A 22464-nucleotide genomic window follows, 5' to 3' on the forward strand; every position below is an offset into this window, starting at 1 on the left:
AGGCCTTTCAGCGGCGCGATCATGCCGCAACCGCACCCTTCACCGCGCTGTAGGCGTCCAGCGCGCCCAGGCCGAATTCCTTCGACGTCGCGAGATACTCGACCTTGCAATCCTCCGAGATCGAAGACTTCGCTTCCTCAGGATAGTTGTGCCGCAGCGCGTTGATCACACCGCCGGCCGAGGCGCGCCATTCGTTGAGGGTGGTGGCAACACCGATGATGCCCGTCACGTTCGGGACCTCGCTGTCCGTGACGATACCGACCTTGCTGGCGAACCCCATCAGCGATCCACTCGTCAATGCTTCGGTCTGGCCCGCGAACCACATGCCGACTCCGAAGACGAGTGCGCCGCCCTGCTCGGCCGCATCCAACCGGTTCATCGTGGTTTCGCGCTGAAACTGCTGGACCTGCGTCCGCATCTTCTGTGCGATCACGCGCCCGACATCGTAATAGGTCTTCAGCCAGAGGATCGACACCTGGCCGCGAAATCCGTCTCGCTTGCGCGAGACGCCGGCCGTACCGCGCTCGTCGCCGATGATCCGCACGGCGAGCGCCTCGTTGGTCGCAAGCTTTGCCCTGTCGTTGGGGTCGGTCGACATCGCGAGCTCCTCGTCGACGTCCAGAAGGTCCATGAGGATCGCGGTGAGTGCGTTCGCCTCCTTGACGAGGTGCGACAGTTTGACCTCATATTCGGCGATCGCACTCTGAAAGCCCGATACCGATGGCCCCAGCGATCGTCCGTTGGCGAAGGGAAGCTGGTTCAGCTTCAGGTTGGTGGCCATGATGTTTGCAACGGCCTTCCCGCCGAGCGCAGCTTTCTTCGCCACGCCGCGGTTCGACTGAGCGCCGTGCAACTGGCTGCCATACGCCTCGCCCATCTTGCGCACGTGGCGCATGACGTTCGCCTCGGACGTCTGGACGTCTCGCCACGCGCCGGCGAGCGCGCCGATCGTGGTCGCGACCGCCGACCATGCGCCGAATATGGCGGGAATGGACGTCACGCCGAACGATGCGGCGGCACTGGCCAGTCCCGCGCCGGACGATACCAGCCCCATCACGCACTTGGCGCAAGTGAGCGCGTTTTCGACCTTCGCCTTGCGCCAGCGTCGCAGGCCGGCCTTCTGGCCCTGTCCCGCCTGCTGTACCCACAACGGCACATCGCTGGCCGCCTTTTTGAGGATCGGGCTGTTGGCGCTCAGCGTACCGGTCCGCTTGAATTCGGCGGCGAATTCGGGCGCGATCCTGGTCGACATCTGACGCCCTACCGCGAGCAGGATTTCGGTGTGAAGAAGAGGCGACCGCACGACCAGCTTGTACGATGCACGGTCGAGCTCTGCCGTGTAGACGACATCCTCCGCCTGCAAGCCGGGCGGTGCCGTGCCGCCGCCGGCCCGGAGCAGCGTCGCCGTCGTGCCGCGAAACACGACCAGCGGATAGGTCGTATTCGATGAGAAGATCGACATTCCTCGGCTCCGCTGATCAAAACGTCGTGGTCGCCGCAGGGCCCAAGCCCCGGCGGCGAACGTATCCATGGCGGGGATCAGGCGGCCTGATTCTTGCGGATGTCCCATTTGAAGGGAATGTCACCAGCCGAACCGCCGGTGGCGGACTGCGGCTTGTACTTGACGTTCACCTTCTCGAAGTTGAGCGTGACCGTCTCGGTGGTCAGCTCGTCGCCGAGGCTGCCGCCATGCTGGACACCGGATACGAACACCTGGTCCATCTCGATCTCCAGATATTCAAGCGGCGCGTCGCCACCGACCTTGCGGCAGAACAGCGTCGCCTTGGTGAAATGCTTGCCCTTGGCGCAGTTCTCGAGGATCGTGCTGGTCGCCTTGTCGACGTATTTGGTGATCGTCAGATCGTGGAAGCTCGCCTTGCCGGTGCCGGAGCCGCCGCCCAGATGGCCGGAGCCCTGGTTGGCGACACCCCAGTTCCAGGCGAGGATGTCGACCTGGTTCTCGTGACCATTCGCAATCGATTCGCCTTTGCACGCATCGAGATCGAGGAACATTTCGACGGCCATGATGATCTCCTAGACAGTAAAAAACGGAAACAGGACGTTGTGGATCAGTTCGACTTGGGGAGGCGCGAGACCATGCTCAGCGTCACGTCCATGCCTTCCAGCTGGTAGTGCGGCACCATCTGGAAGATGCCGCGGTAATAGCCCGGGTTCTCCGGGTCCGGCAGCACCTGGACGTTAGCCTGCTTGAGCGGCTTCCTGGCCTTGGTGTTCTCGTTCGAATGCTCGGGCTGCAGATCGACATACTGCATGATCCAGCTCTGCAGGTCGCGTTCGAGCTGCGGTGCCTCGCGGGTGCCGCCAATCCAGTCGCGGACCATGCATTTCAGGTAATGGCCGAAGCGGCAGCTGGCGAAGATGTACGGAAGCCGCGCTGACAGGTTTGCATTGGCGGTGGCGTCCGGATCTTCGTAGGCCTTGGGCTCGTGCACCGTCTGCGCGCCGATGAAGGTCGCGTGGTCGGTGTTCTTGCGGTGGATCAGCGCCATCAGCCCCGCCTTGGACAGCTCGGCCTCACGACGGTCCGAGATCGCGATCTCGGTCGGGCATTTGACATCGACGCCGCCCTCGTCGGTCGGGAACAGCGATACCGGCAGATCCTCGACCGTGCCGCCGGATTCCACGCCGCGGATGCGGGTGCACCAGCCATAGGTCTTGAACGCCTCGGTGATCCTTACACCCAACGCATAGGACGCGTTGAGCCAGAGGTAATTATCGTGGTTGCCATCGACCTCTTCCTCGAACGAGAAATCGGCGACCGGTTCGGTCAAGGCACCGTACAACGGGCGACCGAGGAACCGTGGCAGGGTCAGCGCGAGATAGCGGCTGTCATGCGAGGCGCGGAACGATCGCCACGCCATGTAATCCGTCGCATCGAACTGCTTGGCGATGTCGCGTGGATTGGCGAGTTGTCGCCAGCTGTCCATGCCGATCAACTGCGGGGCCGCCGCGGCGATGAACGGGGCGTGCGCCGCGGCGCCGATCTTGCTCAGGCCCTTCATCACTTCCAGGTCCGGGCCGTAGTGATCGAACTGGTAGTCGCAGATCACCGCACCGTAGGGCTGGCCGCCAAGCTGTCCGAACTCCTGCTCGTACAGCTTCTTGAACAACGGGCTCTGATCCCAGGCAGCGTCGCGATATTGCCGCAACTGCCGCCGCGTCTCTTCCTTCGAGATGTTGAGCACGCGGATCTTGAGATCGCGCCCGGTCGACGTGTTCCCGACCAGATACCAGAGGCCGCGCCACGCCGATTCGAGCGCCTGAAAATCGGGATGGTGCAGGATCAGGTTGATCTGCGCGGTAAGTTTCCGATCGATTGCCGCCTTCAGCGCGTCGACCGTGAGGTAGACGTCCTCGCCGATCACCGCGGTATCCGCCAGCGCCTGTTGCGCCATCGTCTTGACCGCCTGCTCGATCCGCGCCTGCTTGGCGTCCGAGCCGGATTTGAATTCGCGTTGCAGCAACGCGGTAAAATCGTCGACCACGGCGTCCTGCACGGTCGGCTGCAACGCGTGGTCCTGCACCATCTGTTCGGCCATCACCTGTCTCCAGTTTGCGAGTTCGCGGTCACTTCTCGGTGCCGTCGGGGTCGATGGCGGACACGGCGTCGGATGCTGCGGCCGCATCCTCTCGTGCACGCTCTTCAGCAAGCGCCTGCATCAGCGCAGGATCCTTCAGCACACGGTCGAGCAGGTCCTGCGCACCCGCCTTGCCGTCCATGTACAGCATGAGGTCGTTGAGTTGCTCGCGTGCTTCCAACAGCTTGGCGAGCGCTGGAACGGTGCGCGCGATCCTGCCGGGCGAAAAATCCTCGAGCGTCCTGAACGTGATGTCGACGCCAAGCCGGCCTTCACCGGTCAGGCTGTTCTCCACCGCAAACGCGGCACGGGGGGCGATCGAGTCCATCCGCTCCTCGAAATTGTCCATGTCGAACTCGAGGAAGTCGCGCTGTTCGAAGGGCTTCTTCTCAACGTCGCTCTTGCCCGACAGATCCGACATTACGCCCATCACGAAAGGCAGTTCGATCTTCTGTCGGGACCCGTAGGTCTCCACCTCATATTCGATGTGGACGCGTGGTTTCCGGTTTTCGCGGATGAAGCGCTGTCCGCTCTTGTCCATCAGCATGTTTGGCCTCGCCGGTTGCTGCGGGCACCATGCCGGTGCCGCCTGCGCAAGAGATGCGGCTGCCGGGCTTCACCCGGATTTCAGATCGGGCGTTCTATGCTACGATTGTCACATTCGACGACACCCGCGGGTGGGTCGAAGGACCTTCGGGGGTGTTTGGAACCAGGCTCAGGGCAAGCGCATGGGCAAGGTTGGCGGGCTGGAATGGGTAACGGACAACCGCTCCCCCCTGTACCACCTGCCCAAGAAACTCGGGTTGCGGCACCGCGACGAGCAAGGGTGCCGTAATGCCCGCGATCCGCAGACGCGCGGCAAGTTCATCCGCCAACCGCGGATCGAAGCTTGCTACGACCGCAACGTCGATGTCCCCCTCGATAGCGTCGAGCGTCTCGGGACTGGTGATGCCGATCGGCTCATAGCCCAGCGCGGCGAACAATTCCTCGTCGTTGGACAGCCGTTGCCCGTCTGTGTTCACGATCAGCACCGTTTCGCCCGTACCCCTGTTGACGTCGCCCGCCAGCGGAGCGTCGCCGTCCGCAGCCAGCGGGATCCAGACCGTGAAACGGCTGCCGACGCCGACGATACTGTCGATGTCGATCGCGCCGCCAGCTGCCTCGATGATCTCGCGGGCCGTCGACAGACCCAGGCCTGTTCCGCCCTGCCGCGTGGTATAGAAGGCATCGAAGATGTGCGGGATCGCTTGGGCCGGGATCCCGCGCCCTTCGTCGGACACCGCGATGGTCGCGTAGCGTCCTCGGCGCAGCACGTTGTGGCTCAACTTTATCGGATCGTCGAGCAAACGAAACGTCGACACACAGGCGATCGCGCCGCCGCCCGCCATGGCGTTGTCGGCGTTGCTGCACAGGTTGAGCAGTACCTGTTGCAACTGCCCGAAGTCGCCCTCGACGTGCATTGGCTCATCGGCAGTTTGCCAGTCCAGCGTCACGCCGCTCGGCAAAGCCGCCGTGACGAGTTTGTGCGTTTCGGCAAGCAGTGCGGCCAGTGAAACCGTCTCCGCCGGCCCTTCGACCCGGCGGCCGAAATGAAGCACGTCCGACACAAGGCCGCTCGCGCGTTTTACCGCCTGCCCGATCTCAACGAGGTTGGCGGATACCACGCCGTTCGCTGGCACGTGCAACGCGGCGGTCGCGCGAAACCCGTCGATCGCGGTCAGAATATTGTTGAGGTTATGCGAGAGCCCGCTGGCCAGTGCGCCGATCGCCTCCATTCGACGACCGAGCGCCATTTTCTGGTCGATGACCAGCCGTTCGGTCTCCAGCCGGTGACGCTGCTCGAGTTGCAACGCGGTCTGCAGCGCGGAGGCGAGCCCGTGGATCGTCTCGGGATAGACGACCCATCGATTGCGCGCGGTCAAGCACAGCAGCACAAGGTCCTGATGCTCTCGCGAGCGCATCATCAATGTCGTCGCCCAAGTGCCGCGCTGTCGGGTCATGACCTGGTTCCAGGAGGCTACCGACCGCGCGCCCGGTTCGACCAGGATCGTATTTTCGTCCCAAGGAAAGCGATCAACGATCCTGGCGGTTCGCGCCTCCGCGTCCTGCTGAGTGAGAGCCTGGTGAGACCCGTCTGCGGACCAGCCGTAGAATGCGTCGACATCGGCATCCCCACCGACCAGAAGCCATACCTGATCCACACCGATGATCGAGCCAAGGTCGGCAAGCGCATCCTCGATCCGCAGACCGAGCTCCGATGACGGCCCGTCCAGCAACAGCGTGAATACGGCCGAGTGCATCGCTTCCAGACGCAAACGACGGTCATGTGCCCGCCGGTGGAGGCACCAGACCACGGCCATCGCAACAGCCAAGCCCAGCAAGATGATTGCCGGACCTGCCTCGCTCGGCAAATGTGTTGCCATCAAGTCGGTCTACTTGGTTCTACCGGCGGCAATCGCGCCTGGACCCTATGTGACGCCATGGGCGGCGGCGGCGCAGCACATCGTGCCCGCTCGTCCACGTGTCGGCGTGCTCGAGCATGCACGGATTTCACGGCGCTCAGTGGATCGTTACATCGGCGTCGAGAAGATAGCCGAGGCCGCGCTCGGTCCTGATCAGTCTGGGCGAACGCGGATCGATCTCCAGCTTGCGACGCAGACGCAGAATCTGGACGTCGATGCTACGATCGAACACGTCCTCGTGCAGACGGGTCGCCTGCAACAAATGCTCGCGGCTGAGCGGCCGGCGAGGCGCAGTGACAAAAGCGCTGAGCAGCGCAAATTCATTCTTGGTAAGCGTGACCGTCTCGCCCGTCGGGCTGATCAGCCGCCGCGTCCGCTGTTCGAAACGCCAGCCTGCGAACGCGTAATCGAGCTCGGCATGCCGCGCAGGCGCACTGCGATCCATCGTTCGGCGGCGGAGGTTCGAACGAATCCGGGCAAGCAGCTCGCGCATGTCGAATGGCTTCAGCAGATAATCGTCGGCACCCAGCTCCAGGCCCACGACCCGGTCGATCTCATCGCGCAAATGCCCTGTCATCAGAATAACCGGCACGACACTCTTGCCGCGAATCTCACGCAGGAGATCCAGGCCATCCTCTTCGCCAAGATGAATATCCATGACGATCAGGTCGGGTTCGCGCACCGCGAGGGTATGGAACAGCCCCTGGCGACCGGGAACGGCAGACGCACGGAGGTTATGCTCGTTCAAATAATTGACCACTGAGCGTCGCATTGAATCTTCGTCATCGACGACCAAAACACGCGCGGAATGAAACGAATTATTCGTAGAAATCGCTTCGATAAACGACATGCGGTACCGCTCCGACAGCTCGACGCTCTTTTTAAGCGAGCGCCTTGTTATTACCGTAAGAAAAATGTCACAAACATCAGCATAGACTTGATACTGAATTGCTAAGCACATTCTTACAATACCTACGTAGTCGAACTTTAAACCTTACTGGCAGATGAACGTCCAGACGGGCGGGACGGCGTCATGTTTCAACCGTAACCCGCCGTGCAGTCCTCGACACGGCGTTGAAACCGGAACGCCGCAAGACGGTGGCCATGTCCATCGTTTCGCCCCTCGACGTTCCGCCCGACGACGCCCGCAGGTCGCAGTCATGGTAAGCCGCAGCCGGGTCGCATGGCGTGAGGGCCTGTTCCTGCGCCAGCAGCATTTTCAGCAGCAGGATCGGCATCTGGACGCGGCGATCGCCGCGCAGGGACGCAATGCCGGACCGTACCGCTGGGGCGTGACCGAGCTGGTGATCGACCGCGAGCTCGCCGGACTGGGCAAGTTCGCGATCGAACGTCTGCGCGGCGTGATGCCCGATGGAACGTATTTCGCGATTCCCGACGATCTGCCGCCGCCAGCCCCGATGGACATGCCGGCCGATGCGCGCGACGCGATCGTCTTCCTCACCTTGCCCGCGAACCAGCCCGGTGCGGTCGCGTTTCGCAACGACGCGCATCCCGCCGCGCACACGACTCGGTTCGTGGTGGTGGAGGACGAGGTGATCGACACGTTCTCCGAAGATCGCAGCGCCGAGGCGGTCGAACTCGCTCGACCCAACCTCAGCTTCGGCGTTAGCCGCGACCAGACCTATGGACGCGTGATCCTGGGGCTGGCGCGGGTACGCGAGATCGTCAACGGTGCGGTGCAGTTCGACGCGCGCTATGTCCCGCCGGTGCTCGACATACGCGCAAGCGACCGCGTGTCGGCGATGCTGCGCGATATTCTCGGCCGCGCCGCGCAACGTATCGACGAACTGGCACTGCGCGCGGTGGAGGCGACCGAGGGCGGAGCCGAGACCTTCGTCAACTTCCTCCTGCTGCAGACGCTCAACCGCTGGCACGCGCAACTGGCGCATCTTACCGCGCTGCCGATGGTGCACCCGGAACGGCTGTACGAAATGTTGCTGGGCATGGCGGGCGAGATCACCACGCTGACGCATGTCGACCGGCGTCCGCCAACGTTCCCGAGTTACGATCACGAGCGGCTCGCGGACAGTTTCGAGCCGGTGGTGGAGTCGATCCAGGCCGCCTTGTCCGCAATCTTCGACCGTGCCGCCTTCCAGCTGCCACTCGAACAGGCGGGCCCCGGTGCGTACACGTCGCGCATCACGGACCCCGCGCCCTACGTATCGGGCTTCCTCTACATCGCGGTGAGCGCACGGATGCCGCTGGAAGACGTTCGCACGCGTTTCCCTGCGACCGCCAAGATCGGTCCGGTCGGCAAGATGCAGCAGATCGTCGAGTCCGCGCTGGCCGGCGTCCCCCTGCGTCACGTGCCGACCGCGCCCCCGCAGATCCGCACGCTGCCGGGCTACGCCTATTTCGAGCTCGACCGACAATCGCCTGACTTCGCGGCGCTCGCGACCTCGCCCGCGCTCGGCCTGCATCTGTCGGGCGACTGGCCCGAGCTGCAGATCGAATTGTGGTGCGTCAAGCGGGGGCCGAGGCGGTGAGCCGGCGCGGCGACGAGAGCGAGCAGACGATCTTTCGGCCGAGCCCGCTGCAGGAGTTGCGCGCGCGGCAACAGGGCGCGACGCTGTTCGTCTCGTCGGATCGGAATGATGCGCCGCCGGGTGTTACGCACGACTCCCTGCCGCCCCTGCCCCCTTCGTCCCTGCCCCCGTCGATCGACGAGGACTTCCCCGATCCCGGGGTCGCGCGGACGGCGCGCAATCCGGTGCGCGAGGCGGCGACCCCGCTGCTCGCGCTGATCTCCGCCGTGCGGTCCGGGCGGATAGACCTGCCGCTGCCCGAGCTTCATCGCCGCGCCAGTGCCGCCGCCGCGCGGTTCGACCAGGCGTTGCTGCACATCGGCCTCGACGTCGAGGAACAGCGGCGCGCGCGTTATGCGGTCTATGCCACCGTCGACGATGTCGCGCAGACGCTGCCGGGGCGCGGCGCGGAAGGCGTCGAATGGGCGCGGCGCAGCATGGTGGTCCGCGGTTTCGGCGAGAATATCGGCGGCGACCGGTTCTGGATGCTGCTGGCGGACATGCTCGCGCATCCGGCTGGTCATGCCGACCTGATCGAGCTTTATCACGCCTGCCTAGCCGCGGGGTTCCACGGCCGCCACCGGGTCGGCAACACCGGCAGCGCCGACCTCAACCGGACGATGGCCGACGCCTATGCCGCTTTGCCGCATGTCCGCGCCGTGTCGGAGACCGAACTCGTGCCGGCGTGGCGCGGCCGCCCCACGCCGCGCCGTACCGCCGGGGCATGGGCGCCGCTGTTGCTGGCCGCCAGCGTACTTGCCGGGGGGCTGCTTGTGCTGCTGCTCGTGCTGCGGCTTATCCTGGGGCAGACCGGCCAGCCCGCGCTGGCGGCGATGGCGGCGATCAATCCCCAGACCCCGCTCCGCCTGTCGCGCCGCGCCGATGCCGCCGCCCAGCCGACGAGTGCCCAGCAATCGCGGATCGCGGGGCTGCTCGCACCGGAAATCGCCCAGCATCTCGTCACGCTCGACGAGGATGCGAACAGCGTCCGCGTACGAACCACGATCGGTCAGCTCTTCCGTTCGGGCTCCGACGTGCTCGAACCCGGGCGGCAGGCACTGTTCGAGCGGATCGCGCGCGCCGTCGCGCAGGAGCGTGGCGCGATCCGGATCGAGGGGCATGCCGACAGCGATCCGGTGACCAGCCTGGCCTTCCCGGACAATCAGGCGCTGTCGGACGCACGCGCACAGGCGGCTGCGACGGTGTTCCGCGGGTTGCTCCCGGATCCTAAGCGGGTGTCATCGCAAGGCTTCGGGGCGACCCGCCCCATCGCCACCAACGCCACCGCAGCGGGGAAAGCACTCAACCGCCGCGTCGAAATCGTCGTGCCGCGCACGGAGTAGACGATGAGCGGAATCGAAAAACTGCAGCGCAACTGGTACGTGATGATCGTGCCCGCGGGCGTCATCATCGCACTGCTGGGCTCGGTCGGCCTGCCGATGCTGTTTCCCGCACTCAACAGCTCGCGCTTCCGGTTCGGGCTGATCATCGCGGTGGTCGTCGTGTTCGGCGCGGTCGCGGGATGGCGCGCATGGCGGGGACGCCGCAACGCCGGCGCGATCGCCGAGGGCATCGCCACACCCGACCGGGGCGAGGCAGACGCGGCGGCGGTTTCAACGCGGCTGCGCGAGGCCTTGGCCGAGTTGCGCAAGGCGTCCGGGCGCCGCAAGAACTATCTCTACGCCAAGCCGTGGTACGTCATCATCGGCCCGCCCGGCGCCGGCAAGACCAGCGCCTTCCTCAATTCCGGGCTGCGCTTTCCGTACGCCGACGGTGCGCTGAAGGGGGAAGGCGGCACCCGCAATCTCGATTTCTGGTTCACCGACGATGCCGTGCTGGTCGATACCGCCGGCCGCTACACGACGCAGGACTCCGACCCGCGCGGCGATGCCAAGGGGTGGGAGCGATTCTTGACGCTGCTGCGCCGGACACGCCCGCTCGAACCCGTCAACGGCATCATCGTCACGATCGGTGTCGACATGCTGGTATCGGAGGATCGCGAGCGGATCGACGCGCACGCCGCGGCGATCCGCCGTCGCCTCCAGGAACTTCGGTCCACGCTCCGGATCGCCGCACCGGTCTATCTTTTGCTGACAAAGACCGACCTGCTCGAAGGCTTTGGAGACTTTTTCGCCGATCTCGCCGCCGATGGCCGTCGCGCGGTGCTGGGTGGCACGCTGGCGATCGACGAGCCCGTCACCGCCGCGACCATGACCGCGGCGTTCGATCGGATGGTCGAGGCGATCGACGCACGAACCGCCAAGCGCCTGCAGGATGAGCCCGATCGCCAGCGCCGTAGCCGGATCATCGGTTTTTCCGCGCAATTGCTGTCGCTGCGCGAACGGTTTGCCCGGCTGGTGGGCGGCATGCTGCCCGAGGACGACGCGCCGGGCCATCGCCTCCGCGGCTTTTATTTCGCCAGCAGCAAGCAGGAGGGATCGCCGATCGACCGGCTGCTGGCATCGCTCGCCACCTCGTATGATGGCATTGCCAGTCCGGCGGCCACCACGCGAACGCGAGCGTTCTTCCTGAACCGCCTGTTCGCCGAGGTCATGTTTCCGGAGGCGGGGCTGGTCGAAGCGGAGCCCGTCGTGCAGCGACGCCGGCACCTCGCCAATATCGGCGGTATCGCCGCGTTCGCCGCGGTTGCGATCGTCATGCTGTTCCTGTGGGATGGCTCGTTCCAGGCCAACAAGGGCTTGCAGGCGGCCGACCTGTCGGGCGCGCGAGCGGCAGCGGCGGCAATCACTGCCAGCGGCGCCGACCTGGCGGAGGTGCGTGCCGACGATCCCGACCTGGAACAGATGCTGCCCGTGCTCGATCGGCTGCGGGCACTACCGGGCGGCTATGCCGCGCAACTGTCGGGACGGCCGTCGTGGCGAATGCGGCTCGGCCTCTACCAGTCCGGCCATGCGCAGGCGGCACGCGCGACGTATCTGGAGGCGCTGCAACGGATCATGCTGCCCCGCCTGTTGCTCGAACTCGAACAGGCGCTTCGGACCGACGCGCAGACGCCCATCCGACTGTACGATCCGCTCAAGACCTATCTGATGCTGGGCGGCTACGGCCCGCTCGACGCGCGTGCCGTGGGCGCCTGGGTCCGGAACGACTGGGCGACGACCGCCTTGCCGGGCGCGGACCGGGAGGATGTCCGACGCCGCCTGGCGGAACATCTCGATGCGCTGCTTGCCGACGACGATCTAGGGCGGGTGTGGGCAAACCGTCGGGCACCGCTCGATGGCCGGTTGCTCGCCCAGTCGAGAGCGGCGGTGATCGGGCTGCCGCTCGCCGACCGCGCTTATGCGATGTTGCGCCAGCGTGCCGCCGCCTCCGGGCATTCCGACTGGCTGGCAAGCGCGGTGATGGCCGAAAGCGATGGCCGCGCATTCCGCAACGGCGACACGGTCATGGCGCTGTCGGTCCCGTGGTTCTTCACCCGTGACGGCTATAAGCGGGCGTTCGGTCCGGGACTCGCGGACATCGGCGCGGAACTCGACCGCGACCTGTGGGTATTGGGGTCCGACGGGGCCAAGGTGTCGGTTCGCGATCAGTTGACCGCGATCAACGATACCGTCGCGCGCAGTTACGCACAGGACAATATCGCCGCGTGGGATCACGTGCTGGCAACGCCACAGCCGGCCAATTATTTTGGCGATCGCCAGGCGCTCGGCAGCTTCACGCGGACGCCATCGCCGCTGCGGACGCTGTTGGATCAGACCGTTAAGAACACCACGCTCGGGACGTCGCAAGCATCGAGTGCGCGGTTCGATGCGGGAACCGCGATCCAGGCACATTTCCGGCCAGCAGCGGCCTTCACGCGCGGCGAGGCCGGAGCACCGCCGCCGGTCGACGCGCTCGTCCAGGCGGTCCGGCAGGCTGCGTCAGCCGCGTCGGCAGGCGCCATGCCAGGCGCGAACGTCGGCGGTGATGCGCTGCGTGGCCAGTTCGCCTCGGCGCTGGGCGATCTCTCCACCGCCGGCGTGTCCGCCCCACCACAATTGCAATCCTTCGTCGGTGGTATCGGCCGCAACGGTCGCGGTGCCGCCGCCAGGACAACGGAGACCATGCTGAACGACCAGTACAGCGCGACGATCCTCGCCAGTTGTCGCACGACCACGAATCGCCGCTTCCCGTTCGACGCCGCCGCCACTACCGAGGTGTCGCCGGCCGAACTGCAACGCGTCTACGGCAACAACGGCGAAATCGACGGGTTCGTCCGCGGCAACCTCCAGCCGCTGCTCGTACAGGCACCGGAGCGGTGGCGCTGGCGGACGAACGACACGGTCGCCAGCCGGTTCTCGCCGTCGAGTGCCGACTCGTTCCGCAAGGCCGCGGCGATCCGCGACCTTACGGCCGGCGGGCTGGTCCTGCAGGTCTCGCTCCAGACCGCGGGCGCCGATGTCACGACCGTCGACCTCGCGGTCGGCAACACCCGTTATGCGCTGGCGGCGCGCGATCCGGCCTCGTACCCGATCGTCTGGACCCCGACGACACTGCCGCAGGCGTCGCTCGCGCTGATGAACGGCACACAGACGCTGTCGCGGATCGACCGGCAGGGCAGCTTCGCGCTGTTCCGGTTGATCGCCGCCGCCGAACGCATGCAGAATGCCGGCGCGCAGGCGATCGTCGTCTGGTTCGGCGACGCACCCCACCGCACCGCTTTGCGCGTGACCTACGCATCGGCCGCCAACCCGTTCGCGCGCAACGGCCCCTTCTCCTTCCGCTGCCCGGAGCGGTTATGAGCGAAACCCGCCCCTTCCTGTTCGGCAAACTGCCCGCGTTCGGCGATTTCCTGTGCCGTGGCCTGACCCTGGAAGCGCAGCGTATCTGGGACCGGCGCTGCATCGACACGCTAGCCACAACACGCGCGCGCGGCGGCGAGGCGTTCGACCGCATCCTCGAGACGACGCCGCCCCGTGGCTTCGTCCTGGAGCCGGGACGCGGCGAAGCCTATTGGCAAGTGGGGTGCGCGGCCTTTTCGTGCGACCGGGTCGGCCGGCCGTTCCTGTTCGTACTGGGCGTGGTCGGCGGTCGCGGACTGCGCGACGACGGCGAATGGATGGCGCCGAGCCTCGAACGCTGCCTGTACGACGCGTTCCTCCAGCAGCGTGATGCTGCCGCGATCCTCGACGACGCCGTCAACGCGCTGGCCAATATCCCTCCCAAGGCCGAGATCGCCTCCCCGCCGATGCGGGAATGGCAGGCGGACTGGACATTATGACGATGCGATCGCCGGCGGCCCTCCGTCTCGAGCAGGCATATCGGACTCATCCGGGCACGGTGCGTGCGGTCAACGAGGATGCAGGGGTGGTCCGTCTGCAAGCCGGGCTATGGGCCATCGCCGACGGGATGGGAGGGCATGAGCGCGGCCAATGGGCCTCGCGCACGATCGCCGACGCCCTGGAGCACATTGCGCTTCCGCTCGCCATAGAGGGCGCGGCCGATGCCGTGACGGAGGCCCTGAACGCTGCCAACGCCACGATCTGGGCCGCGACCCGCAAGAGCGGCGCACCGATCGGATCGACCGTGGCGGTATTGCTGATCCGCGACGACCGCTATGTAGTGTTGTGGGCCGGCGACAGTCGCGTCTATCGCCACCGGGCGGGTACGCTGACCCAGCTCACCACCGATCACACCGAGGTCGAACGAATGATCGCGCGGGGGCTGCTCGATCGGCGGGATGCTGCGGACCATCCCTTTCGCAACGTGCTCGCGCGGTCGGTCGGCACGTTCGAGGCCCTGCTGCTCGACCGGATCGAGGGATCGCTCGCGGGGGGCGACGTGTTCCTGCTATGCAGCGACGGGTTGAGCGGGATGGTCGATGATCGTGAAATTCGCCGTGCGCTCGTATCGGCATCTCCCGACCGGGTCGCGCAACTGCTGCTCGATCGCGCCCTCGAACGTGGCGCGCAGGACAATGTGACGGTGACGATCATCGGCTGCGAACAGGCGACCCAGATCGGCGCGCTGCTGCTCGAAATCTGATGGCGTGGGAACGGCGCTGTGACGATCGTTCCCCCTTTTGCGTTGGCGACCTGCGCCGATCTGCTGCCTATCGACGTGGGCGAGCAGCCGCCGCGGCATCCAGGCAGCGCGCGTATTCGGTGCGGAAGGCCCTGCTGAACAGGTCCATGAACGCTTCGTCGGCATCGCGCACCACGCCCTCGAATTCGTCTTCATAGGCATGCCACAACGCCGCGGCGCGCGCTTGCGGCAGCAGCTTCGCCAACCAGCCGCCACCCCGCCGCCGCGCGCGGATCGCGGCGGGCGAGAACCGCTTGATCGTCTGCTCGATCGCCGCACGCATCGCCGCCGCCGTCGCCATCTCGTGCAGCTGGATATCGCGGAACGCATCGTCGATCGCCAGCTCCGCCGGCATGAAACCCGGCTGCGGCGGCTGCAACAGCGTGTCCAGCATCCGCTCGGGCGACCGAATGAACTTGATCGGATTGTTGCCGTCGAGCTCGATCGTCGTCGACACGACGCCGAGATCCGCCTTGGCTCGCGCCCGTGCCTCGACCAGCGCGGCCAGGCCACCCAGCATCCGCAGCATCAGATCGGTGCGGGGCGGAACAGTGACGTCCGGCTCGGGATCGCGCGGTTCCGTGCTGTCGTTTCGCGGTTCGGTGCCGCGTGTCGGGACATCCTCCAACGCGCCCCAGCCACGCGCGACCTCGGGCGGCGGCGGAAGGACCGCATCGACCGGTTTCGTGCCGCGCTCCGCCAATTCTCCCCAGAGCTGCGCGGCGGACGGCGACAACTGTTCCGACGGTTCGCTCGCCCAGGCCGAGACCGAGAGCGGCGCCGGCGTGTCCCATCCACCCCCGTCGAACGGCAGCGGTACCGCCTCCTCGTTCGTGTTGGCGGTCGGTGAAGCCGACCGGGATGACGGTGCCGGCGCGACCTCGTTCCATTCGCTCCATCCTGGGCCGACGACCGCGGCGGGTGGCGATGCCGCGCCGGCACATTCCGCCAGCACCTCGTAAGCGCCGATCACGATCCGGTCGCCGTTCGCAATCCGGTGCGGCGCCGACAGCCGCTCGGTCGCACCGTTGACGAACGTCCCGTTGGTGCTGCGGTCGGTCAGTACATAGGTCCCGTCGCGGTAGCTGATCTCGCAGTGGCGCGACGACAGATGGTTCTTGCGGTCCGGCAAACTCCAGTCGGCATGGACCGACCGCCCGACGATGGCGCCGTGCCGTACCAGCCTCAGCATCGTCGGCGCACCATTCTCGAGCGTGTCCATGCCCTGTATCGACAAAACCAGCGTCATGCTGCGCACTCCATCGTTTCTGCCATCCGCGCACCGGCGTCGAGGACCGCGTCCAGCCCGGCATCGCCGTGCGGTGCCGCCGCCAGGATCACCGCCGCCGCGGCAAAGCGACCGGTCGCATCGCGCGGCGCGAGGAACGGCGCGGAACCCTCGGGGGCGACGGATCCGCCCGCCATGAACGCCGCCCAGGCGCATAGTCGCTCGGGTGTCGGCGTGCGCATGGTCCGCGCGATCGCTTCGGCGTCGCGACGGCGCACTTCCGACGGGTCGCGCAACCAGGCCGTGACGGTCGCCATCGCATCCGCGTCGGGCTGGCGCACGAGATCGTACACGCCCCGTGCCGCCCACAGCACCGCCTCGTAGCGCGGCATCGCCACCGCGAGGAAAGAGGCCGCGTCCGCCCCCCTGCGTCGTGCCCGCAGTCGCGCGAAGCAGTCATCGGGCGCCAGCCGGTCGTCGGCACCCGCCGGCCACTCCAGCAGCGATCGCACCTGCCCCGCCTCGGTCCATACCGATCCATGCCAGGGCTCATTCATGCGATGACCACCGCGCCGCCGAGCACGTTCACAGCCGCCTTGCCGTGGATCGTGCTGACGGTGCCTTCCCAGGTGAGCGCGGACAGGGCGTTGCCGGTGATGGTCGTGCCGTTCAACGTGATCCCGGCGGGCGTCAGGCTGATCATATTGGGGCCAACCGCGAGCGTGATGCTGGTCGAGGTCATCGTGATCCGCGACGTCCCCTGTGCAACGGTTATGGTCGCGGGGGTCATCAACACGCGGCTCGTGCCGACGCGCAGCATGATGCGCTGGCGTGCCTGCACGGTCGACGCGCCGCGGGTGATCGTCAGGCTGTGGTTGCCGGTCTCGACCGTCGTGCTGTCGTTGCGCCGGACGGCGGTCTCGCGGTCGCGGCCGACCCGGTTCGCCTGGTCGCGGTTCACGGTTTCCGCGTCGTCGTACAGCACGTCGGTGCGGCGATTGCGCTGCGCACGCAGATAGACTTCCTCGGCCCCGCCCTTGTCTTCGAAGCTGAGTTCGTTGAACGCCGGCGCGCGCGGCCTGGTCTCGGCCCCCCCATAGCTGCCCATCTTGCCGATCGTATTCGACCGGTACAGCGACCGCGTCCGATTGGCGGGCAGCGCGTAAGCATGTTGGTGACGTGAATTATAGACGCGGCCGGTCACGATCGGGCGATCGGGGTTGCCGTTGAGGAAATCGACGATCACCTCCTCGTCAAGCCGCGGCAGCGTCACGTGGCCAAAGCTCGCGCCCGCCGACGGATGCGAAACGCGCAGCCAGCATGACCGCGCCTTGATGTCGGCCTCGTCGGATTTCTTCCAGAGGAAGCGGACCCTTACCCGGCCCATGCGGTCGACGCGGCTGTCGTCGGCGCCGCCCTCGATGACGATCGCGGTCTCCGGCCCCGCGAACGGCGCCGGCGTCACGATCGGTGCGCGCCACTTCGTCTGGCTGGTGATCGCCTCGATCGAGACCTCGCGCCGTGCCATGTCGCCGTCGCTGCGCCACGGTTCCGCGTCCATGGCATAGTCTAGCGTGGTGACGATGAACTCGCGGCCACGATCAAAGGCGTCGGTGGAGTCAAGCTTGAACAGCCCCCCGCAGGCGATGCCGATCGTGTCGCCCGATCCCGTATAGACCCGTTGGTCGGCGCGCGCCGCCTCCAGCCGCACCTGCGCCCAATGCTTGGCCAGCGTCGGATCGACGAAGTCCCCAGTATAGTCGTGAATTTCCTGCGTATCGGCCGGGCCGCGCGTACCGCCGTCCGCGCGTCCATCGCGGACCAGGGTCTTCTCATAGTCGAAGCTCTGGATCAGCACGCGCCGTTCGCCGCCGCTCCGTACATGCTCGTGCCACTCCCACAGCGAGTCCTCGGTACCATGACCGCCGACGAGGTCGGGACGAAGCTTCACGGTCGCGGCGCGGGGCGAGGGCTTGTGAGCGGCCCGACTGTCGCACAGCACCATCGTGTGCTCGCCCTTCTCGTGGCGAAAGTAGAAATAGATCCCCTCTCGCTCCATCAGGCGCATGACGAACGACAGGTCGCTCTCGCGGTACTGCGCGCAGTAAGGCCAGGGCCGATAGGTCTCGGTCAGCCCGCCATAGTCGATATGTCGACTATGGGGCGCGAGCACATCGCGCAGCATCTGCACTACGGTCTTCTGCTCGAAGATCCGATACGCACGATTGCTGTCGAGCAGGTGCAGCCAAGGCCGCAGCACCAATGCGTAATGATGCCCCTCGTCGGTCTGTCGCAGGTGATGCGCCTCGATCACCAATCCATGGAAATACCGGACCGGCGCGTCCACCTCGTAAACCGTGATGCAGGCGGGCTTGCCCAGCGCAGGCAGGATGTCGACCCGGTCCTCCAGCACGACTTCCGCTTCGATCTGGAAAGGCTGGCTTAGCCGCTCGGCCGAATGGAAGCCAATCAACCGGGCCCTGGATCCCAGTGCCACATCGATCTCTGCCTGCCGCTTCATGCGACCGCTCTTGCGTTACGTTCGACATCATTGCGGCGATTGCTGCACGCCGATTGACGGGTTAGCCCGCATCGCCGCCATCGTGGCGTCACGACCGACACGGAGCGGCCTGCATGACGATCGATCTCGAACGCTTCCTCGCCCCGATATCTGGCGACGATCCCGCCGGACCGGACCTCGCCTACGACCCCGACCGTTTCCGCATCGAACAGGCGTTCGACACGACGTCCGGAGGCGATGGATCGACGGATGCTCCGGCTATTTCGGTCGACTGGCGCGAGATTGTCGCGCTGATCGTCGATCAGGCGGATCGCACCAAGGATATCTGGCTTGCCATCTATCTCGCCCGCGCCGGCGCGAGGTCGGGACGCCTGGACGTGACCGTTGCTGGCGTACAGGCGCTCGCCGGGCTTACCGACCGCTTCTGGGATACGGTCCACCCCCGGCTCGAGGATTACGGCTTTCCCGGCCGCCGCGGTGCCTGCGACACGCTCGCCAACTTCACGGCGTTCGTCAGTCCGCTCCAAGGTATCGCGCTGATCGAGCATGAACGTTTCGGACGCTTCGACGGCGCTGATCTGATCCGTTTTGCGCGTGGCGGTGCCAACGAGGACGGTTATGGTGCGTTTCGTGCCGCGCTCGACGATCCGGCGATCGGCCCGGAGAACTTGGTTGCAGCCATAGCGCATCTCGACGTGCTCACCGAGGCGCTCAGGGAGGTGGACGCAACGCTGGTTGCCTTCGCCGAGGGCGATACCGGCAGCAATTTCGCGCCTGTCTACGTTGCGATCCGCGCGATCCGGGCTGCGGCGAACGCGCTGCTGCCGGCGGAACTGCGCGACCATGCCGACACGGAAACGATTGTCGCGGTACCCGGCGGCAGCGCCCTCCCCGATGTCCTGAACGGTCGTGCCGACGTCGCCAAGGCGCTCGACCTGGTGATCGATTTCTATCGCCGGCAGGAACCCTCGAGCCCCATTCCTCTCCTGCTGGAACGCGCGAAGACGTGGATCCCGCTCGATTTCATCGAGATACTCGACGATATCGCCCCCCGTTCGATCGACGAGGTCAAGAACATCCTGTCCGCGCGTGCGCAACGTTGAAGGGCCAGGATCGCGCATGTTCGCCATCGTACTTTCCCGCGTTACCTTGACCTGCCAGACTGCTTAGGTCCGCGGGTTTGGCGGAGAAACATCATTTGAGTTTCAGACGAAACATCGGCCGCGCAGTTGCGAGTATGGGATCGACGTAGAAGGTATCGACACGAAGCCGCGCAGAGGCGAAACCCGTTTACCCGAACGAGGCGTCCATTAGCCAACTGCGGTGCGAACCAATTCACTGACAGGGCCAGCTTCAGCCCCAGCGCAAGCCCCAGCAACCGCGTGACGCGGGCATCGATCGGCTCGACCAACCCGCTCCGTGCCCGGACCGGCAGCCCATCTCCGTCGGTGCGATCGACGACAATCTCGCTCACCCGGGCCCTGCCCACTGGTCCGTTATCGAGCGCTACCGGCGAAGTGGCAGCCGCATCCTATGTTCGCGATCGTGATTGACACCGATGTGCTGGGCTCGTCCTGGCGATCGCTGACGACCTGGCGGCGTGCAAGATCGGGACGAGGTGTTCTCGATGGTGCGCGTCCAGAAAGACCTGATGAAAGGCAGCGTGGCACATCCTCAGTATATCAGGCCGTGGGCTACAGCGCTGACCCACAAGCTTGTGGGTATCGATCACGTCGACGCCGCGGCCACACCTGTATCGCTGCTGATCGCTTGGAAGTCCTGATCGAGGCAGGACACGACGCACCCGATCTATTCCAGGCGTTTCACCAGGAGCCGTGCCGCTCGAAGGCAAGACGGGGGTAGTGACGGCACCTGCGATAGGGTCGGCGACCGCCTCGTCCAGCTTGTCAGATGGCAGGGGACGCAGGTGGTCGCCGTCGCATCGACCAAGGACGGGGAGCTGATGCACCAGCTGCTACCGCTTCGTCGACTCTACCAAGGATGCGGCCAAGGATGCTATCGACGATGCGGAGCTTGTCGTTGACGCGGTCGGTGCCGCGAACATGGAGCGTTTGTCGCCTACCTTGAAACCGGGCGGTGGCCTTTTCATGGTCCAACCGCGCAACGGTCACAGTGCGTTTGCACAAAAAGGCGCATCGCCAGGTTCGAGGCATGCACTCGCTGCTAGCCAGCGGCGAGTGCCTCGGCAGTCTCGCGATAGGTGTGCAGTGGACGGCCCAGCAGTGTCGTGAGACGCTCGACGTCGTCTTCCTTCGGGATCATGCCGTCGCTGACGTAGCGCTCGGCCATCAGGCGCATTTCGTAGGCGCTCCACTTGGGCATGAAGGTCGCCATGTTGGACTCGAACCCGCTCGGATCGTCACCGCCGTACACCACGTGCCGGCCAAGCACGTCGGACCAGATCGCGGCGATCTGGTCGCCGGTGAGCGTCTCCGGGCCGACGACGTTGATCGTTGTCATCGGCAGTTTGCCCGGTGCCTCATCCCGACGGATCAGCTCTAGTGCGGCGAGCTCGGCTATGTCGCGCGCGTCGACCATGGCGACGCCCTTGCCGCCGATCGGTATTGGATAGACGCCGTGCTGCAAGATCACGTCCTTCACCATCACCTCGTTGTCGATGAAATAGGTTGGGCGCAAAATGGTCGCGCTGAAGTCCATTGCTTCGAGCATCCGCTCGGCACCGTATTTGACTGCGAAGTGCGGTACGTTGACCGCCCGGTCAGCGTCGAAGACCGACAGGTACACGATCCGCTCGACACCCGCCTCATGCGCAACGTTGAGGGTTACCAACGCCTGGGTAAACTCGTCGCCGGTCACGGCATTGAGCAGGAACAGCGTGCGGACGCCGACGAAAGCGGCACGCAGCCCATCGATGTCGAGCAGGTCTCCCTGGACGACCTCGACGTCGGCCGGGAAATCCGCCTTCGCAGTATCGCGCGTCAGGACACGAACACGGGCGTCGCGGTTCACGAGCTGGTCGACGACATGGCGGCCGACACGGCCGGTTGCACCAATCACGAGAATGGTCATTGGGTTACTCCTTCGATTTGTCTTGCTGACGAACCGAAGATGCGTGATCCATCCGCAAACGAATAGACGTGCAATCTGGACGCGCCGTCTCACCAGTGGAACGCTTATGGATCTGCTTGCGCTAGCCGACTTTACTCTTGTCGCCCGCCATGAGGGGTTCGGAAAAGCGGCGCGTGCGAGCCACCGCCCCAAGGCGACGTTGTCGCGACGCGTTTCCGAACTTGAAGCCGCGCTCGACGTGCGCCTGTTCGAGCGTGGTGCACGAACATTGAAGCTGACCGAAGAAGGCCGGGCGCTGTTCGCCCGTACTGGCCCATTGCTCGCCGAGTTGGAGGAGACCGCCGTCGCGATCGGTTCGGGTGGCGAGACGCCGCGCGGGCGGCTGCGGATCAGCGCGCCGCTATTGTTCTCGCAGACGGCCATGGGTCGGCTGGCCGCGGAATTCATCCGCCGTTACCCGGATGTTCGCCTGGAAGTGACCACGGACGACCGAATGGTGGACATGATCGAAGAGGGCTACGATCTCGTCATTCGGGTCAATCCCGCGCCAGACGATACGCTGGTCGGTCGTCCTTTCCTGCATGACCGACTGGTGGTGGTGGCTGGTCCCGGCATGGTGCGGTTGGCAGCGGGGATCATGCCCGCCGTGGTGCGCGGCAACGACCCTGAGCGAAGCTGGACCGTCGACACGACGGGCGGCCCTATCGAGATCGCGGTCAACCCTGTGCTGCGCCTGTCATCGCTGATCATGATCCGCGATGCAGTGCGTACCGGGGTCGGCGTGACCAAGCTGCCATTATCGCTCGTCAGCGAGGATATTGACTGCGGGCGGCTGGTGCCTTGGGGCAACGTTGCGAAATCTGAGATTGCGTTATGGGCGCTCTACCCAACGCGTCGGCTGCTTAACGCTCGCGTATCCGCCTTCCTGGATTTTCTGAGAAACTCCTTCCCGCGGGCCGCACCAGAAGAACTCGCTGCCTATCTAAAGAGGTAAGGCCGGCATCGACATGCTCCCAATTCGATCCCAATCAGA

Annotated in this window: 18 protein-coding genes; 8 read left to right on the forward strand and 10 right to left on the reverse strand. The window is 65.6% G+C overall.

The genetic code is table 11. The features are described 5' to 3' along the window. Positions 1–19 precede the first annotated feature (19 nt). The 6 genes from J4O76_RS09155 to J4O76_RS09180 form a co-directional block, all read right to left on the reverse strand. Positions 20–1462 carry a hypothetical protein gene (locus tag J4O76_RS09155; protein WP_426281426.1) on the reverse strand — a complete coding sequence of 481 codons (1443 nt, stop codon included), beginning with the start codon at positions 1460–1462 and terminating at the stop codon, positions 20–22. Between the two features lie 77 nt (positions 1463–1539). Continuing rightward, positions 1540–2025 carry an Hcp family type VI secretion system effector gene (locus tag J4O76_RS09160; protein ID WP_056488962.1) on the reverse strand — a complete coding sequence of 162 codons (486 nt, stop codon included), beginning with the start codon at positions 2023–2025 and terminating at the stop codon, positions 1540–1542. 44 nt (positions 2026–2069) lie between these two features. Continuing rightward, the gene (tssC, locus tag J4O76_RS09165) at positions 2070–3560 is read right to left on the reverse strand and encodes a type VI secretion system contractile sheath large subunit (RefSeq protein WP_056488959.1); all 1491 of its coding nucleotides are present in this window, start codon (positions 3558–3560) and stop codon (positions 2070–2072) included. Between the two features lie 28 nt (positions 3561–3588). Further along, positions 3589–4146, reverse strand: a complete 558-nt coding sequence (gene tssB / locus J4O76_RS09170) for a type VI secretion system contractile sheath small subunit (RefSeq protein ID WP_200924187.1) — start codon at positions 4144–4146, stop codon at positions 3589–3591. 94 nt (positions 4147–4240) lie between these two features. Then, positions 4241–6022 (reverse strand): ATP-binding protein, encoded by a 1782-nt coding sequence (locus J4O76_RS09175; protein WP_426281427.1) that lies wholly within the window; start codon positions 6020–6022, stop codon positions 4241–4243. Positions 6023–6158: 136 nt separating this feature from the next. Beyond that, positions 6159–7022, reverse strand: a complete 864-nt coding sequence (locus J4O76_RS09180) for a response regulator (protein WP_426281428.1) — start codon at positions 7020–7022, stop codon at positions 6159–6161. Positions 7023–7221: 199 nt separating this feature from the next. On the opposite strand from J4O76_RS09180, the gene tssK reads away from it, so the two are divergent. From tssK to J4O76_RS09205, 5 genes are read left to right on the forward strand one after another with little or no spacing between them, the layout of a single operon-like run. Then, complete coding sequence (gene tssK, locus J4O76_RS09185; protein WP_426281429.1) at positions 7222–8568, forward strand: type VI secretion system baseplate subunit TssK; 1347 nt, start codon at positions 7222–7224, stop codon at positions 8566–8568. Then, positions 8565–9950, forward strand: a complete 1386-nt coding sequence (gene icmH / locus J4O76_RS09190) for a type IVB secretion system protein IcmH/DotU (RefSeq protein ID WP_426281430.1) — start codon at positions 8565–8567, stop codon at positions 9948–9950. Before tssK ends, icmH begins: the two co-directional genes overlap by 4 nt. A gap of 3 nt (positions 9951–9953) precedes the next feature. After that, on the forward strand, positions 9954–13349 hold the full coding sequence (tssM, locus tag J4O76_RS09195) for a type VI secretion system membrane subunit TssM (RefSeq protein ID WP_426281431.1): 3396 nt from the start codon (positions 9954–9956) through the stop codon (positions 13347–13349). Beyond that, complete coding sequence (gene tagF / locus J4O76_RS09200) at positions 13346–13828, forward strand: type VI secretion system-associated protein TagF (RefSeq protein ID WP_426281432.1); 483 nt, start codon at positions 13346–13348, stop codon at positions 13826–13828. The genes tssM and tagF overlap by 4 nt, the downstream gene beginning before the upstream one ends. Continuing rightward, complete coding sequence (locus J4O76_RS09205) at positions 13825–14592, forward strand: PP2C family protein-serine/threonine phosphatase (RefSeq protein ID WP_426281433.1); 768 nt, start codon at positions 13825–13827, stop codon at positions 14590–14592. The genes tagF and J4O76_RS09205 overlap by 4 nt, the downstream gene beginning before the upstream one ends. Before the next feature lie 67 nt (positions 14593–14659). Here J4O76_RS09205 and tagH read toward each other — a convergent pair whose 3' ends face one another. From tagH to J4O76_RS09220, 3 genes are read right to left on the reverse strand one after another with little or no spacing between them, the layout of a single operon-like run. Continuing rightward, positions 14660–15880, reverse strand: a complete 1221-nt coding sequence (gene tagH / locus J4O76_RS09210; protein ID WP_426281434.1) for a type VI secretion system-associated FHA domain protein TagH — start codon at positions 15878–15880, stop codon at positions 14660–14662. Further along, positions 15877–16416 carry a DUF6931 family protein gene (locus J4O76_RS09215; protein WP_426281435.1) on the reverse strand — a complete coding sequence of 180 codons (540 nt, stop codon included), beginning with the start codon at positions 16414–16416 and terminating at the stop codon, positions 15877–15879. Before J4O76_RS09215 ends, tagH begins: the two co-directional genes overlap by 4 nt. Beyond that, on the reverse strand, positions 16413–18380 hold the full coding sequence (locus tag J4O76_RS09220) for a type VI secretion system Vgr family protein (protein WP_426281436.1): 1968 nt from the start codon (positions 18378–18380) through the stop codon (positions 16413–16415). The genes J4O76_RS09215 and J4O76_RS09220 overlap by 4 nt, the downstream gene beginning before the upstream one ends. Positions 18381–18493: 113 nt before the next feature. On the opposite strand from J4O76_RS09220, the gene J4O76_RS09225 reads away from it, so the two are divergent. Both J4O76_RS09225 and J4O76_RS09230 read left to right on the forward strand, forming a co-directional pair. Then, positions 18494–19483 (forward strand): ImpA family type VI secretion system protein, encoded by a 990-nt coding sequence (locus tag J4O76_RS09225; protein WP_426281437.1) that lies wholly within the window; start codon positions 18494–18496, stop codon positions 19481–19483. Positions 19484–20007: 524 nt separating this feature from the next. Continuing rightward, complete coding sequence (locus J4O76_RS09230) at positions 20008–20163, forward strand: hypothetical protein (protein ID WP_426281438.1); 156 nt, start codon at positions 20008–20010, stop codon at positions 20161–20163. A gap of 401 nt (positions 20164–20564) precedes the next feature. Here the strand turns inward: J4O76_RS09230 and J4O76_RS09235 are convergent, their stop codons facing one another. Then, a complete protein-coding gene (locus J4O76_RS09235) occupies positions 20565–21431 on the reverse strand; it encodes an SDR family oxidoreductase (RefSeq protein WP_426281439.1) in 867 nt (288 codons plus the stop codon). Between the two features lie 106 nt (positions 21432–21537). Between J4O76_RS09235 and J4O76_RS09240 the strand changes: the two genes are divergently transcribed. Next, positions 21538–22425: a LysR family transcriptional regulator gene (locus J4O76_RS09240; RefSeq protein ID WP_426281440.1), complete on the forward strand. Its 888-nt coding sequence runs from the start codon at positions 21538–21540 to the stop codon at positions 22423–22425. Positions 22426–22464 lie beyond the last annotated feature (39 nt).

It is taken from the genome of Sphingomonas sp. NFX23 (assembly GCF_049887795.1).
Classification (GTDB): Bacteria; Pseudomonadota; Alphaproteobacteria; order Sphingomonadales; family Sphingomonadaceae; genus Sphingomonas.